Origin of the sequence: Xanthomonas albilineans (assembly GCF_002939705.1) — a bacterium.
GTDB lineage: Bacteria > Pseudomonadota > Gammaproteobacteria > Xanthomonadales > Xanthomonadaceae > Xanthomonas_A > Xanthomonas_A albilineans.
Window position 1 is genome coordinate 20,076 of the sequence record NZ_MDCB01000023.1, and the last position, 14,066, is coordinate 34,141.

The 14,066-nt window shown below is 64.2% G+C and carries 14 protein-coding genes and 1 pseudogene; 10 read left to right on the forward strand and 5 right to left on the reverse strand.

All coding sequences use genetic code 11. The annotated features are described in order from the left end of the window. The first annotated feature begins 3 nt into the window (after nucleotides 1–3). The 7 genes and pseudogenes from XalbCFBP2523_RS14800 to XalbCFBP2523_RS14825 form a co-directional block, all read left to right on the forward strand. Nucleotides 4–354: an ArsR/SmtB family transcription factor gene (locus XalbCFBP2523_RS14800; protein WP_045766116.1), complete on the forward strand. Its 351-nt coding sequence runs from the start codon at nucleotides 4–6 to the stop codon at nucleotides 352–354. Beyond that, nucleotides 351–1,181 carry an MBL fold metallo-hydrolase gene (locus XalbCFBP2523_RS14805; RefSeq protein WP_045766117.1) on the forward strand — a complete coding sequence of 277 codons (831 nt, stop codon included), beginning with the start codon at nucleotides 351–353 and terminating at the stop codon, nucleotides 1,179–1,181. Before XalbCFBP2523_RS14800 ends, XalbCFBP2523_RS14805 begins: the two co-directional genes overlap by 4 nt. 134 nt (nucleotides 1,182–1,315) lie before the next feature. Then, complete coding sequence (modA, locus tag XalbCFBP2523_RS14810; protein WP_080928130.1) at nucleotides 1,316–2,089, forward strand: molybdate ABC transporter substrate-binding protein; 774 nt, start codon at nucleotides 1,316–1,318, stop codon at nucleotides 2,087–2,089. 8 nt (nucleotides 2,090–2,097) lie between these two features. After that, nucleotides 2,098–2,799 carry a molybdate ABC transporter permease subunit gene (gene modB, locus XalbCFBP2523_RS14815; protein WP_045766795.1) on the forward strand — a complete coding sequence of 234 codons (702 nt, stop codon included), beginning with the start codon at nucleotides 2,098–2,100 and terminating at the stop codon, nucleotides 2,797–2,799. Between the two features lie 28 nt (nucleotides 2,800–2,827). Beyond that, entirely contained in the window at nucleotides 2,828–3,445 is a 618-nt protein-coding gene (locus XalbCFBP2523_RS14820) for an ATP-binding cassette domain-containing protein (protein ID WP_045766119.1), read from the forward strand. Nucleotides 3,446–3,595: 150 nt separating this feature from the next. Beyond that, entirely contained in the window at nucleotides 3,596–4,060 is a 465-nt protein-coding gene (locus XalbCFBP2523_RS16440; RefSeq protein ID WP_012916793.1) for a hypothetical protein, read from the forward strand. A 76-nt stretch (nucleotides 4,061–4,136) separates the two neighbouring features. Next, nucleotides 4,137–4,265: pseudogene (locus tag XalbCFBP2523_RS14825) on the forward strand (molybdenum ABC transporter ATP-binding protein); the annotation flags it as partial. 15 nt (nucleotides 4,266–4,280) lie between these two features. Here XalbCFBP2523_RS14825 and XalbCFBP2523_RS14830 read toward each other — a convergent pair. From XalbCFBP2523_RS14830 to XalbCFBP2523_RS14840, 3 genes are read right to left on the reverse strand one after another with little or no spacing between them, the layout of a single operon-like run. Beyond that, nucleotides 4,281–4,883 carry a hypothetical protein gene (locus XalbCFBP2523_RS14830; RefSeq protein WP_045766120.1) on the reverse strand — a complete coding sequence of 201 codons (603 nt, stop codon included), beginning with the start codon at nucleotides 4,881–4,883 and terminating at the stop codon, nucleotides 4,281–4,283. Beyond that, nucleotides 4,880–6,352, reverse strand: coding sequence for a TonB family protein (locus XalbCFBP2523_RS14835; RefSeq protein WP_045766121.1), 1,473 nt, complete (start codon nucleotides 6,350–6,352; stop codon nucleotides 4,880–4,882). Before XalbCFBP2523_RS14835 ends, XalbCFBP2523_RS14830 begins: the two co-directional genes overlap by 4 nt. Continuing rightward, complete coding sequence (locus tag XalbCFBP2523_RS14840; RefSeq protein WP_012916796.1) at nucleotides 6,342–6,710, reverse strand: BlaI/MecI/CopY family transcriptional regulator; 369 nt, start codon at nucleotides 6,708–6,710, stop codon at nucleotides 6,342–6,344. Before XalbCFBP2523_RS14840 ends, XalbCFBP2523_RS14835 begins: the two co-directional genes overlap by 11 nt. A gap of 109 nt (nucleotides 6,711–6,819) precedes the next feature. Here XalbCFBP2523_RS14840 and XalbCFBP2523_RS14845 point away from each other — a divergent pair, with 109 nt between their 5' ends. From XalbCFBP2523_RS14845 to XalbCFBP2523_RS14855, 3 genes are all read left to right on the forward strand, one after another. Further along, nucleotides 6,820–8,766 (forward strand): acetyl-CoA hydrolase/transferase C-terminal domain-containing protein, encoded by a 1,947-nt coding sequence (locus tag XalbCFBP2523_RS14845; protein WP_012916797.1) that lies wholly within the window; start codon nucleotides 6,820–6,822, stop codon nucleotides 8,764–8,766. Between the two features lie 331 nt (nucleotides 8,767–9,097). Then, nucleotides 9,098–10,183, forward strand: a complete 1,086-nt coding sequence (locus XalbCFBP2523_RS14850) for a phosphatidylinositol-specific phospholipase C1-like protein (RefSeq protein ID WP_045757367.1) — start codon at nucleotides 9,098–9,100, stop codon at nucleotides 10,181–10,183. 143 nt (nucleotides 10,184–10,326) lie between these two features. After that, nucleotides 10,327–13,050: a TonB-dependent receptor gene (locus tag XalbCFBP2523_RS14855; RefSeq protein ID WP_045766122.1), complete on the forward strand. Its 2,724-nt coding sequence runs from the start codon at nucleotides 10,327–10,329 to the stop codon at nucleotides 13,048–13,050. A gap of 307 nt (nucleotides 13,051–13,357) precedes the next feature. On the opposite strand, the gene XalbCFBP2523_RS14860 is transcribed toward XalbCFBP2523_RS14855, so the two are convergent. Both XalbCFBP2523_RS14860 and XalbCFBP2523_RS14865 read right to left on the reverse strand, forming a co-directional pair. Next, nucleotides 13,358–13,726 carry a hypothetical protein gene (locus XalbCFBP2523_RS14860; protein WP_045766123.1) on the reverse strand — a complete coding sequence of 123 codons (369 nt, stop codon included), beginning with the start codon at nucleotides 13,724–13,726 and terminating at the stop codon, nucleotides 13,358–13,360. 4 nt (nucleotides 13,727–13,730) lie between these two features. Next, nucleotides 13,731–14,066: type IV secretory system conjugative DNA transfer family protein (locus XalbCFBP2523_RS14865; RefSeq protein WP_045766124.1), on the reverse strand; the 336-nt coding region annotated here is incomplete at its 5' end.

A 14,066-nucleotide genomic window follows, 5' to 3' on the forward strand; every position in this document is an offset into this window, starting at 1 on the left:
CCGATGCCGCGCCGTGCAATGCTGCTGCTGGATCCAGTCGCGATGCGCGCGCACGCCAGCGAGGCCGCACACCTGCTGAAGGCATTCGGCAACGAAAAACGACTGTTGCTGCTGTGCCTGCTGTTGGATCGCGAACAATCGGTCGGCGAACTCAATGCGCGGGTGGAGCTGAGCCAGTCGGCGCTATCGCAACACCTCGCATTACTGCGCGAGGACGGCCTGGTGCAAACCCGTCGCGACGGGCAGACGATCTACTATTCGCTGGTGCCCGGCCCAGCGCAGCGCATCCTCGAGGTGCTGCACGGCATCTATTGCGGCGCCGCTCCTCCAGCCGCCAGCAGAACCAGACCATGAGCCAACACCCGCACGTCCATGCGTTCCACCATGCTGGATCCGGCACCTGGAGCTATGTGGTCGAGGACGGCCACACAGCGGCGGTGATCGACCCGGTGCTGGAGTTCGATCCAGCAACCGGCACCCTGCACGACGGACCAGCACACGCCCTCGCCGACTGCCTCGCCGAACGCGGGCTGCAACCAGACTGGATCCTGGAAACGCATGCGCATGCCGACCACGTGTCCGCCGGGCAGTGGTGCAAGCAGCGCTGGCCACAGGCAACGCTGGCGATGGGCAATGGCATCCGTCAAGTGCGTGCGCGCTTCGCGCCGCAGTTCGGGCTGACGGAAGACGCCGACACATGCTGCGGCTTCGACCATCTGTTCGTTGACGGCGAACGTTTCGCGATCGGTCACCTGCAGGCGCAGGTGATCGCGGTACCCGGTCATACCAGCGACAGCATTGCCTATCTGATCGGCGATGCGCTGTTCCCAGGCGACTCGCTATTCATGCCCGATAGTGGCACCGCCCGCTGCGATTTCCCCGGCGGCGACGCCACGACGCTGTACCGCTCGATCCGCAGGTTATACGCGCTGCCTGACAGCACACGCGTATTCGTGTGCCACGACTACGGCCCCGGCGGCCGCGCGGTCGCTTGCGAAACCAGCATCGGCGCGCAGCGCCGCGAGAATATCCATGTCCGCGACGGCATCAGCGAAGCAGAATTCATCGCGCTGCGCCAGGCACGCGATGCGACCCTGGCCGAACCACGACTGATGCAGCCATCGATCCGCGCCAACATCCAGGCCGGTCGCACCGACGACCTCGCCCCAACGGGGGGATGAAAGCGCTAGGATGCCGGCATGTGCCGTTCTTGCCCTGCTGCCCTCACCCTGCACGCGGTTCGCCGCCAGCGCGCAGGCACGCACGCGCCGTTGGCCGACGTAGGCACCACAACACCATCATGCCCCCCATTCCTATGACGCGACGCTGCCTGCTACGTCTGTGTGCGCTCATCGCGGTCATCGCGATCGCGCCCGTGTCGGCGCAAACGCCGTTGACCGTGTTCGCCGCGGCCAGTTTGAAAGAATCCATGGACGAGGCCGCCGCGGCCTACCAACGCGCGACCGGCATCCCGGTGCAGGTCGCCTATGCGGCCAGTTCGACGCTGGCGCAGCAGGTGGAACAGGGCGCGCCAGCGGATGTATTCGTCTCCGCCGACCAAGCATGGATGGACGCGCTGCAACAACAGCGGTTGATCGATCCGACACAACGCCGCAGCCTACTCGGCAACACCTTGGTGCTGGTGGCGCCAGCCGGCAGTGCGGTCAAGATCGACCTGCGCAAGCCCGGCGCTATCGCCACCGCGCTCGGCGCGCAGGGGCGCCTGGCTGTCGGCCAGACCGAGAGCGTGCCGGCCGGCAAATACGCGCGCGCCGCGCTGCGCGCGCTCGGCCAGTGGGATAGCGTGCACGCGCATCTGGCCGAAACCGACAACGTCCGCAGCGCGCTGATGCTGGTCGCGCGCGGCGAGGCGCCGCTGGGCATCGTGTACGGCTCCGATGCCCAGGCCGAACCGAAAGTACGGGTGGTGGCGACATTCCCCGCCGACAGCCATGCGCCGATCGTGTATCCGGTGGCACCGCTGCGCGCCAGCACGCAGCAGCCGGCCGCCAGCGCGTTCGTGCGCTGGCTGGGCACGTCACCGGCACAGGCGATCTTCCGCCGCCATGGCTTCACCCTGGCGCAGTGAGTCCGCCCTTGTTCGCGTTCACCGCGCAAGAACTGGCCGCCATCGCGCTGAGCATCAAGGTCGCACTGGTCGCGGCCTTGGCCAGCCTGCCCTTCGCCGTAGCCTGCGGCTGGCTGCTGGCGCGTCGCCGCTTTCCCGGCAAAGCGCTGCTGGATGCGCTGCTGCATCTGCCGCTGGTGATGCCGCCGGTGGTCACCGGTTATGCGCTGCTGAGCGTGTTCGGTCTGCGCGGACCGGTCGGCGCGTGGCTGTTCGCGCACCTGGGCGTGCAGCTCGCATTCCGCTGGACCGGCGCGGCGCTGGCCAGCGCGGTGATGGGCTTTCCACTGATGGTGCGCGCCATCCGCCTGGCGTTCGTCTCCACCGACCGACGCCTGGAAGCGGCTGCGGCCACGCTCGGTGCCGGACCGTGGCGGGTATTTTTCAGCATCACCCTGCCGCTGGCGTGGCCGGGCGTGGTCGCCGGCAGCGTGCTCGGCTTCGCCAAGGCGCTGGGCGAATTCGGCGCCACCATCACCTTCGTCTCCAATATCCCCGTGCAAACCCAGACCCTGGCCTCGGCGATCTACAGTCTGTTGCAAGTCCCCGGCGGCGAGACCGGCATCTGGCGGCTGGCGCTGGTGGCGCTGGCGATCTCGCTGGCCGCGCTGCTGGCGTCCGAATGGCTGGTGCGACGCCAGCGCGGGCCGGAGCAGGAGCCGGATGTATGAGCCACCCGCGCAAAAGACGCCAACCGCGATGCTGAGCCTCGACATGCACCTGCAACGCGGGCGCTTCGAGCGACACGTGCGGATCGAAGAACCCGCGCGCGCCATTGCGTTGATCGGCCCATCCGGCGCCGGCAAGACCAGCGTGCTCAACGCCATCGCCGGCGTGCTGCGTCCGCGCAGCGGGCGCATCGTCATCGATGGATGCGTGTTCTACGACAGCGCCAGCGGCATCGACCTGCCCACACACCGACGCCGCATCGGCTACGTGTTTCAGGACGCGCGGCTGTTCCCGCATATGGACGTGCGCCGCAACCTCGGCTATGGCCGCCACCACCGCGCGCAAGCGCCGCGCTTCATGTTGGACACCGTCGTCGACCTGCTCGGCATCGGCGCGCTACTGGCCCGGCGCCCGGACAGCTTGTCCGGCGGCGAGGCACAGCGCGTGGCGATCGGGCGCGCCTTGCTATCGCAGCCAGCGATCCTGCTGCTGGACGAACCACTCTCCGCGCTGGACAGCGAGCGCCGCAACGCACTGATTCCCTACCTGCAGCGCGTGCGCGACGACATGCGCCTGCCGCTGCTGTACGTCAGCCACCAAAGCGAGGATGTGGCGCGCATCGCCAATGCGGTGCATCGGCTGGATTAGCCCTGACTACCGTCGATCTGATGGACACAGTGGCCGGAATCGGCAACTGCGCTGGCAAGCCACTCAGTAAAAAGGGCCAATTGCCAACAGCCGCTGGCAATGCTAGGTTCAAGCGGCAAACGCTCTGTGTGCTATTCAAAGGATGAAGCCATGAAAATGAATCAATTTCTCTTGAGAGCGCTGTTCGCTGTTCAGTTGATCGCTGTTCCGTTTGTCGTGAGCGCGAACACGAAATCGCAGTTTGTGGTGACGACATCGACTTATTCTGCAAATTCTGCGGAAAAGCAAGCGATCATGGCGTGGTTGCGGCAACACGCTGAGCGGGTGAGAGGACATCTGATCGGTGAATTCGAACGGGTCGGCGATGTCACGGTGATATATAGTCGTGATGTTGCGCTTGATAGATATGTCGTCCAGTCTCCTGGCGATGGGCCGCCTGCCTCTCTTCCTCTCAGTGGGCATCCGGGAGACACATTCTCGGTTTCATCATGCTCTTCAGGAGTTAGCCAAACGTGGTCATATACCTGGACTTCCAACTCCTCTGGCGGTGGTTGGAAGTTGACCAACTATAAGTATGTTACGAAGTCATGTGACTCCGGATCCGGCGGTGCTTGATCCCGAGGGCTGCATGATGATGTAGCCACAGAATGACGGGCCGTGTCCTTACGACCCGTCATTCTGTTCTGGCGAACGCCGCAACGCACTGATTCCCTACCTGCAGCGCGTGCGCGACGACATGCGCCTGCCGCTGCTGTACGTCAGCCACCAGGACGACGACGTGGCGCGCATCGCCGACGCGGTGCATCGGCTAGGCCAATAACCGGCGCGTGCGCGCTCAATGCGCGCCACCGCGCTCCATGCGCCCGCTGCGCACCGTGGCCTTGCCTTCGCGTACCGCGAACGTGAACGCATACGCCAGCGTCACCGGCACTTCCTCCACCGACGCGGCATCGTCGCAACGCCCCTCCACTGCCGGCTGCTGCGCCGGATCGGCATAGGTGCAAATCGCCGCAGGCACGAAGCGCCAAGCGTCCACCGCCTCGCGCACCGCCTGCTGCAGATCAGCCATTTCCAACTGTGCTCCCGCGTTGCACTCGGGACGATCGTTCAACGCTTCGCTACGTTCCACTGCGCCCTGTGCGGACAGGATCACCCGCACGCACACCATGGTCGGCGACAAACTGCGGCGCGGCGAATCGGCAGGTAACTGCGGCGTCGGCGTCTGCAGCGGCTGGGGCATACGGAAGACCTGCTGCGGCTGCATCTGGTAGGGCAACACCTGCGCCGCGCCGCCTGCGGCAGACACGCGATTCTCCAGCATCTGCTGATCCACCGAGGCCAGGCGCTGCGGCGGTTGCGCCGGCTCGCGCGGGGTCTGGCTGGCACATCCGGCCAGGCAGAGCGTCAGCAACGACAGCAGCGGCCAGTGCGCGCTCATCGCACCGCCGTGCTCATGCCACACAGCGGCAGCGCAGCGTGACCGCGCGTGTCTGGCGTCAACGTGTCGCACAAATCCGCCACCTCCTTGCCGGCCTCCTCGTCCAATCGGTACCAGCGATACTGCCCGGCATCGGCAACACCTGCCGGTGGCGACACCGGATCCATGCCGGCCTCGAAAGCGACCGGAACCTTCAACATGGCAGCGACCGCCCGGCCATGCGCCATGGCCGGGTTGAAGCGCCATTGCCAAGCTGCGGTGACCGCCGCAGCATCCAGCGCCGGGCTGCCGCTGCCGTGGGCGAGCACGCGCACAGCGCGGACTTTACCGACCGCATTCACCTTGAGTAGCAACACCAACTTGCCGGAAATCCCCGCACGGATGGCCGCATCCGGATAGTGTGGCGGGGGCATGAAGCGCGACGTGGGAACCCGCGCACGGGCGTCCGCCGTCACAGTCCCCGGACGCGACGCCCCGCGCGGTGCCGGTTGATCCAGCGTGTCTTTCACCACGCCACTGGGAACCACATCGCGGGCCATGGCGTTAGCCGGCACGCTGGCAGGAAACACCAGCGCCGCGACGCTACCGCCCAGTGCGGCCATCGCGACCACCGCAATGCCGACACCGCGCCGCCAGCCACGCACCACAGGCCGCTGCAGCAGCACGATGCGTTGCCGCAGCAGTGCGCTCGCCTGCCAATGACAACCGACAGGCAACGCGACCGCATCCAACTGCGTCTGCAGCATCGCCTCGGCGTAGCTGCGGCGCGAAGATGGATGCCGTGCAAGCACCGCGGCATCGCAGGCCAGCTCCTGATCGACGCGGAAGCGGGTCGCCGCCCAGTGCAACAACGGATTGAACCAGTACACGCAACGTAATGCCGCCAGCAACAGATTGCAGCGCGTATCGCCGCGGGCGATGTGCATGCGTTCGTGCGCCAGCACCAACTGCGCCTGCTGCGGCGGATAGCGCTGAGCGAAGTCCACCGGCAACACCACCTGCGGCCGCCACGCGCCCAGTACCAGTGGACCATGCAGCGCATGTTGCGCGATCGACACGCCCGGCTCACTCGGCTGCAAACGGCCCAAGCTGCGGCGATAACGGTGCTGTTGCCGCCACAGCAACGCGGCCATCGTCATCATGCCCAACGCCCAGAGCGCCAACAGCCAGGCCGCGCCGGCTCCCATTGCCAGCGATGCGGCGGCGGCGGACGCATCCGCCACGACATGCGGCGCGCCCACGTGCACGCTCGGCATCGCCACAGCAAAGGTCGCCGGCAGCGGCAGGCGCCAACCGCCCGGCACCAACGTGGCGAGCAACGCCAGCGGCACCGCGCTCCACAGCGCATAGGCGATGCCGGCACCGAAAGCACGCCGCATCGGTACGCGCAACAACAAGACCGCCACGATTGCCACACTGCCAGCCAACGCCGTCGTTGCAACGCTTGTCACGATTGCTTCAATGCTCATCGTCCAACTCCTGGATCAGTCGTTTGAGTTCGGCGACATCGGCATCGCTGAGCTTGCCGCGTTCGCTGAAGTGCGCCACCAGCGGCGCGATGCGGCCACCGAACAGGCGCTCGAGCAAGCCTTCGCTCTGTTGCTGCACCCATTGCGCGCGCTGCAAGAGCGGCGTGTACAAATAACGCCGGCCTTGTTTGTCGGCGCGGATCGCGCCCTTGTTGAGCAAACGATTAAGCAGGGTCTTGACCGTGGGTTCGGCCCAACCGCCATGCCCCGACAACGCCGCGAACACCTCCTCGGCGCTGAGCGGGTGCCGTTCCCACAGCACCTCCATGACCACGGCTTCCGCCTCGCTGATCGGCATGCATTTACGCCTGTAATTTTTTTCGATTACATGAGTAAACGAAACCCTTGTCAAGCACTTTCGCCAGCCAATACAGCAACGGCCCGCCACGCTCGCCTAAGCTATCGCGATGACCGACCATCTCGACGATCTCGACGCCGCCGTCGACCTCATCCTGCAACGCATCCCCGGCCCACTGCGGATCGGCGCACCGCTGGGCCTGGGCAAACCGCACCGCCTGCTCAACGCCTTGTACGCGCGGGTCCAAGCCGATGCCACGCGGCCCATGCAGCTCTACACCGCGCTGTCGCTGCACCCGCCAACACCCGGCGGCGGACTGCAGGGCCGCTTCGCGCGTCCGTTCCTGCAACGCCATTTCGGCGAGGATTTCCCCAAACTGAAATACGTGGAAGCACTGCAACGCGATGCACTGCCGGCGCATATCCAGGTGGAAGAGTTCTACATGCAGTCCGGCGCGCTGCTGCGCTCGACCCAGGCGCAACGCCGCTACACCAGCCTCAACTACACCCACGCCGCCGATGCAGTAGCGCAACGCGCGCCGAACCTGATCGTGCAGAAGGTCGCGCGCGCGCCAGATGGCAATGGCCTGTCGTTCTCGTGCAATAACGACATCACCCAGGACACGCTGGACGCACTGCAACGGCGCGGCCTGCCACGTCCGCTGCTGGTGGCCGAAGTCGATCCGCAATTGCCGTGGATCGGCGGCAGCGCCGCGGTGGAACCGACGTTCTTCGACCTGGTGCTGACGCCGCCAGCGCCGTATCCCGCCCTGTTCGGGCTGCCGCGACAGCCGGTCACCGATACCGATTACGCCATCGGTCTGTATGCCAGCACCCTGGTGCGCGACGGCGGCACCCTGCAGATCGGCATCGGCACGCTGGCCGACGCGCTATGCCACGCGCTGGTGCTGCGGCATACCGACAACATGCGCTACCGACAGGTGCTGGCGGCCCTGGATCCCACGCTGGAGCAGCATCCGACGGTCCGCGCATGCGGCGGGCTGGCGCCGTTCTCGGTTGGCCTGTTCGGGTGCAGCGAGATGCTCAACGAAGGCTTCCGACAACTGGTCCAATGCGGGGTGATCCGACGCAAGGTGCTCGACGACGCAGCGCTGATGCAACGCGTGGCCGACGGCAGTGCAGATGCGCAGGATCTACAGCGGTTGCAGGACGAAGGCGAATACCTACAAGGCGCGTTCTATCTTGGCTCAACCGCGTTCTACGCCTGGCTGCGCGAGATGGACTCGCAAACGCGTGCGGGGATCGGCATGCACCGCATCAGCGAGATCAACCAACTCTATGGCAACGAAACGTTGCGCCGTCTGCAGCGGCGCCAGGCGCGCTTCTTCAACTCCTGCATGATGGTCACCGCGCTCGGCGCGGCGGTGTCCGATGCACTGGACGACGGCCGCGTGGTGTCCGGCGTCGGTGGTCAGTACAACTTCGTCGCCATGGCCCATGCACTGGAGGATGCGCGCAGCGTGCTGATGTTCCGCGCCACTCGCGGCAACGGCGGCACGACGCACTCCAATGTGCGCTGGAACTACGGCCACACCACCATCCCGCGGCATCTGCGCGATCTCTACGTCAACGAGTACGGTATCGCCGATCTGCGTGGATTGAGCGATGAGGACTGCATCGCCGCGATGCTTGGGATCGCCGACGCGCAGGCGCAACCGGCACTGTTGGCCGAGGCCAAGCGCCACGGCAAACTGCCGGCCGACTTCATCGCGCCGCCGCACTGGCAAGGCCAGCGTGCCACGCGTGTGCGCGACGCGCTGGCGCTGTTCCGCGCCGACGGCACCTTGCCCGACTATCCACTAGGCAGCGACTTCACCGAGGTGGAGCAACGCCTGTTGCGCGCGCTGAGCTGGCTGCAAGAACACACCGCCAGCATCGGCGCAAAAGCGCTGACGCTGACGCGTGCCTTGCTGACACGCCCCAGCGCAGATCCGGCCTGCATGCAGCGCATGGCGCTGGACAGCCCACGCACGACCAGCGAGCGCATCCAGGCACGCTTACTGACATATGCTTTGAAACAAACCTCATCACCCTGATCCCTTGCACTGCGCCGACATCGCAAACACCCTGGCGCAGGCCACAGGTGGCCCATGGCCTTCGCACGTGGCCGCGCCGGGTGCTCGGGCCCCTACAACCATCGCCGTCGATGCCAAACAGTGCCGGCAGCAATACCGGCAGGTACGGCCCGTGTTACACAACACTGAAACAATAAAGAAAGAATAGCGTCAAGCAAGACTGTGATGATGTTAATGAATTTTTATCTTGTATTGCTGCATGCGCGCTCATTGTTCTGCTCCGTCGTTGCCGCCGCTATCCGATCGCACCGTCTGCGCCACGCCACGCCCACAGCGCACAGCACTGGCCCGCATGCTGATCGCGTTGCTCGCCGCCGCCGCGCCGATGGCGCTGCAAGCCGCGCCCAAGCTCAACGAGTTGCAATACATCGGCAGCCACAACAGCTACCACGCCGGATTCGCGCCTAGCGAAGCCACGCTGTTGCAGCGCATCGATCCGTCGATGTTCGCGACACTCAACTACCGTCACCCGCCATTGACCCAGCAACTGGACGACGGCGTGCGACAGCTCGAACTGGACATTTATGCCGACGCCAAGGGCGGGCGCTATGCGCACCCGGCACTCATCCAACAGATCGCCAAGGCCGGACTGCCACCGGCGCCGGCCTTCGCTCCGCCTGGGGTGATGGAACGTCCGGGCTTCAAGGTGCTGCACATCCAGGACATCGACCAACGCAGCACCTGCCAACCCCTCGTGGCCTGCCTGCGCGAGGTGCGTGCCTGGTCGAAACAGCATCCTGGGCATGTGCCGATCTTCATCCTGCTCGAAACCAAGGAATCGCCCATGCATCTGGCATTCCCGACGGTGCAGCCGGAACCGTTCGACACCGCCGCGCTGGATGCGCTGGATCGCGAACTGCGCTCGGTCTTCAAGCCCGGCGAATACCTCAGCCCCGACCAAGTCCGTGGCAAGGCCCCCACGCTCAATGCCGCCATCCTGGCCCACGGCTGGCCGTCGTTGGATGATGCGCGCGGCAAGGTCGTATTCCTGTTCGACCAGAGCAGCGTCGGACACGATTATCTGGCCGGCCATCCGGCGTTGCGCGGCCGGGTGTGTTTCACCAATGCGGTCCCCGGCGAGGCCGATGCCGCCTTTATCAAGCGCAACGACGGCAGTGCCGAAGAGATCGCACGCCTGGTCAAAGCCGGCTATCTGGTCCGCACCCGGACCGATGCGGACCTGAAAGAAGCCGAGCACGGGGACACCGCGCGGCGCGATGCCATGCTGGCTAGCGGCGCACAACTGCTCAGCACCGACTTTCCCGATCACGAGCCCGCCAGTTCCGGCTATGTGGTGCGCTTCGGCGACCACATGGTCGCACGCTGCAATCCGCAACTGCCGAACACCCGCTGCCAAGGCGTCGATCTGAGCCACTGATCGACACCGCACCGCGCAGCAGCGCGGCGACAACGGCGTGCAACCCCCTGTCGCAATGGAAAGCGCGGACGATCGCGCGCCTGTCGCCACGTGTCTGCAAACGGACGCAGACGCTTCTTTTCCCACCCTCACGAGTCTTCAACATGCAACAGATGCATCACCTAGGTCGTTTGACCTGCGCCATTGCCACCGCGCTGGCGCTTTCCATCCCGGCCTATGCGGACGAGGTCAACGACCGCAGCACGACAACCCTGGATTCGGTCAACGTGCAGGCCGCACAAGCCGCCGCACCGGGCTCGCTGGACGAACAGCGCCTGTCCACCGGCGTCAACAACGTGATGAGCAAGCAGCAGATCGATGCGATCCCCTCCGGCGGCATCGCCGACGTGGTCGCGCATCTGCCTGGCCTGTCGTCCTATAGCGATATGCACCTGGGCCAGGCCACGACCGGCGAGAACGCGTATGTCAGCATCCGTGGCCTGGACGCCAGCTACAACGCGTATTCCCTCAACGGTTTCAGCATGCCCGAAACCGATTCCTCCACACGTGCGATCTCGCTGAACATGCTGGCGCCGTTCGGCATCCAGTCGGTCAACGTATCCAAGTCGCCGACCCCGGACATGCCGGGCGACGCCACCGGCGGCGCGATCGATATGCGCACCCCGAGCGCCTTCGATTTCAGCGGCGATTTCTACGGCAAGACCACCGCACAAGGTCAACTCAATGCATTGGCCTCCAAACTCGGCGGCAAGGACAAAGGCGGCATGCTGCAACAGGAACTCGCCTGGAAATTCGGCGAGGACCATGCGTTCGGCCTGTATGCCTCGGCCTATTACGGCAACAACGACAATATGGCGCAGGCACCTGCGCCCAACAGCAAGTACGTCCCGCTGGACCCGAGCCAAGCCAACGCCAGCGACCTGCGTAATGTCGGCCCGCTGATCAGCACCCGCTACAAGTACAGCATCTACACCAGCCAGATCAAACGTTACGGCGCCAATCTCGGCTTCGACTGGCAGGGCGAAAACAGCGCGCTCTATGCACGCGCCATCTACGGCAACTACAGCGTCACCGGACAACAGGATCAATCCAGCGCGCGCCTGGAAACGGTGAAGAATCAACCCACGGCGGTGCGTGGCGGCTACTTCAATACGCACGACATCGACGAGACACTGGCGACGCTGCAATTGGGTGGACAGACCACGCTGGACCGTCTGCATTTCGACTACGGCACCTCGTTCGGACGCGGCACGCGCAGCCGTCCGGACTATGTGTCGGCGAGCCTGTACGGCTTCACCCCCGGCAGCTTCGCCTTCGATCTCAGCGACACGACCTATCCGAGCATCGAGCAAAGCCCGCAGAACCTGAAGGACTTTTTCTACAACCTGAATTCCTCGCTGTTCTGGAAAACTCAGGGCCATGACGCTGGCAGCCACGATAATCGCATCAATGCGCACACCGACATCACCTACCGTGTGGATGGCGATGTGCTGGACAACGTCAAGACCGGCCTAGCCGTGGACCACTCTGACCGTGGTGCCTACGATCATCCGTTCTTCCACAAGGACGGCAACTTCATCTACAACGGCCCGTATTTCGGCGGTTCCAACTACGTGTTCCCGAACGCGGGCGGTCCGCCGCTTGGCACGCTGCCGGGACGCCTCACCTACAACGCCTTCGATGGTCATTACCACGGTCCATTCAAGATCCTGGACCGCAACTGGGTGCTGGCGCAGGCGGTGCCCTACAAGTACCTCAACGATCCAACCGGCGTGGGCGCCTATACGCCTAACGACTACAACGCCAATACCACCTCCAGCACCGAGGCGATCTATTCCGGCTACACGATGGCCACCTTGCATGTCGGCGCGCTGAGCATCCTGCCCGGTCTGCGCTACGAACTCACCCGTTATTCCGCCGATTCCTGGCAATCCAACGGCGATGGCATCAACGGCCGCTTCGTCGGTGCTGGCCGCACCTACGGCGAAGTGCTGCCGGGAATCAACTTGAACTATCGCCCGGACGACTTCACCGTCTACCGTGCCTCGCTGCGTCGCAGTTTCAGCCGTCCCGCTTTCGGCCTGATCTCCGGCGAGACCGTCTATACGATCGACCCGAATCAGAAAGTGATCGGCATTTCCAAGCCCAATCCCGATCTGCAACCGAGCAAGGCCGACAACCTCGACCTGTCCGCGGAATTCTACGATCACAACGGCGGCGTTCTCAGCGCCTCGACGTATTACAAGCGCATCACTGGATTCATTTACACCTCGCAATCGGCCACCAGCAACGACAACACCCTCGGCGGCCTGGTCCCTACTGGCACCACCTTCGAGAACGGCGTTCCGGTGACCATGCCGCAAAACGGCGGCACGGCCAAGTTGTACGGCGTGGAATTGAACGGCAGCAAGCGCTTGCAAAACCTGCCGGGTCTATGGAGCAATTTCGGAATCAGCGCCAACCTCACGCTGCAACACAGCGCCGCCGACAGCAAACGTCCCGATCAACCGGAAAAAACCTGGCTGCCACGCGCACCGGAGCGTCTCTACAATCTGGACCTGTTCTACGACGATACCCGCCTGCGGGCCGACCTGACCTATAACTACACCGGCCTGCAATTGCTCGGCCTGACCAGCGACCGACTGAACTACTACCTGCAACCGGTCAAGTCGCTGGACTTCACCGCGACCTATCACCTACCACACGGCATCGATGTGGGGATCGCGGCCAAGAACCTGCTCAATTCCGCGACCTTCTACGAGACCCAAGGCAAGTCCAGCCGGTACATGGCCTACGATCCGGGCGCCGACGGTGCCTACGTGCAAACAGGCCGGGTGTACATGTTGACCTTGAGTTACACCTACTGATGAGCGATCCCCTTGCCTCCGGCGCGCCGCGCCGGAGGCAAGGGGATCGATGCCCGCAACGCCTTCGCCGTGACTCTCCAAATAAAACAGTAAAACGCAGTCTCTGCCTGGTTTTCATGGGTTTTGACTCGCTCTCCTAGGCCCAAACCTAGGCCAAACCGCCAATAACATTGGCCCTAATACTTGTTTTAGGAATTGGCAAAAATCGAGCGGATGGCCTCGCTGGCGCGATTGCGGCGAAAACCAGCCCACCACACCAAATGCGAACCGCCAGCATCAATGATGCTTGGATTGCGGTGCCGCCGTTTCAGTCTTCATCTTCATGGCATTGCGCATAGAAGTCTGCCGCCGCCTCGATCAGGTAGGTATAGCGCTTCACCATCCCCTGCCAGGCCAGCGCCTCCACTTGGTGTTCGACGTGGATATCCTCCGGCACCTCGCTAACCTCATCGATCAGCTTCGGGACTTCATGATTCCACCAACGCAGCATCATGTCCGGTCGCGGATGTGTGCGTATCAGCGACTCCACCAGCGACTGCATCGCCGTGAACTGCCGCACCGTGCGGATGCGCTGACCTTCCAGGAAGTGGATGCTCTTCTTGTGATCGAGCAGCGCCTTTTCCAGGACATCCAGCCGCTGTTTGAGGTCAGCACGCCCTCTACCGAAAACTCTCATACGATTACGCTCCGCCCAGCGCGAGCCGGGGCACCTGCGGTGCTTTCAGCAATAGCGGCTTGAAGTAGCTGTCCTTGTAATAAAAAATCTTGTTGGCCAGGATCGGATAGCCAATCCCCTCAATGAACACGATGGCTTTGTCCGGCGCCAGTCCCTTGACCTCATCCGGATTCATCAGCGGACGCCGATCCAGCACCTCGGTATAGCTGTGGCTGCTGCCTGGGCCGTAAGACTGCGTGCGCTGCCGACGGCGCACGGTGGTCTCGCCCAGCATCTTCGAATATTCCTCGGCATCCCGTTGCTCTCGCGGAGTGAACACGATCCGCACGCCGAGATTGGT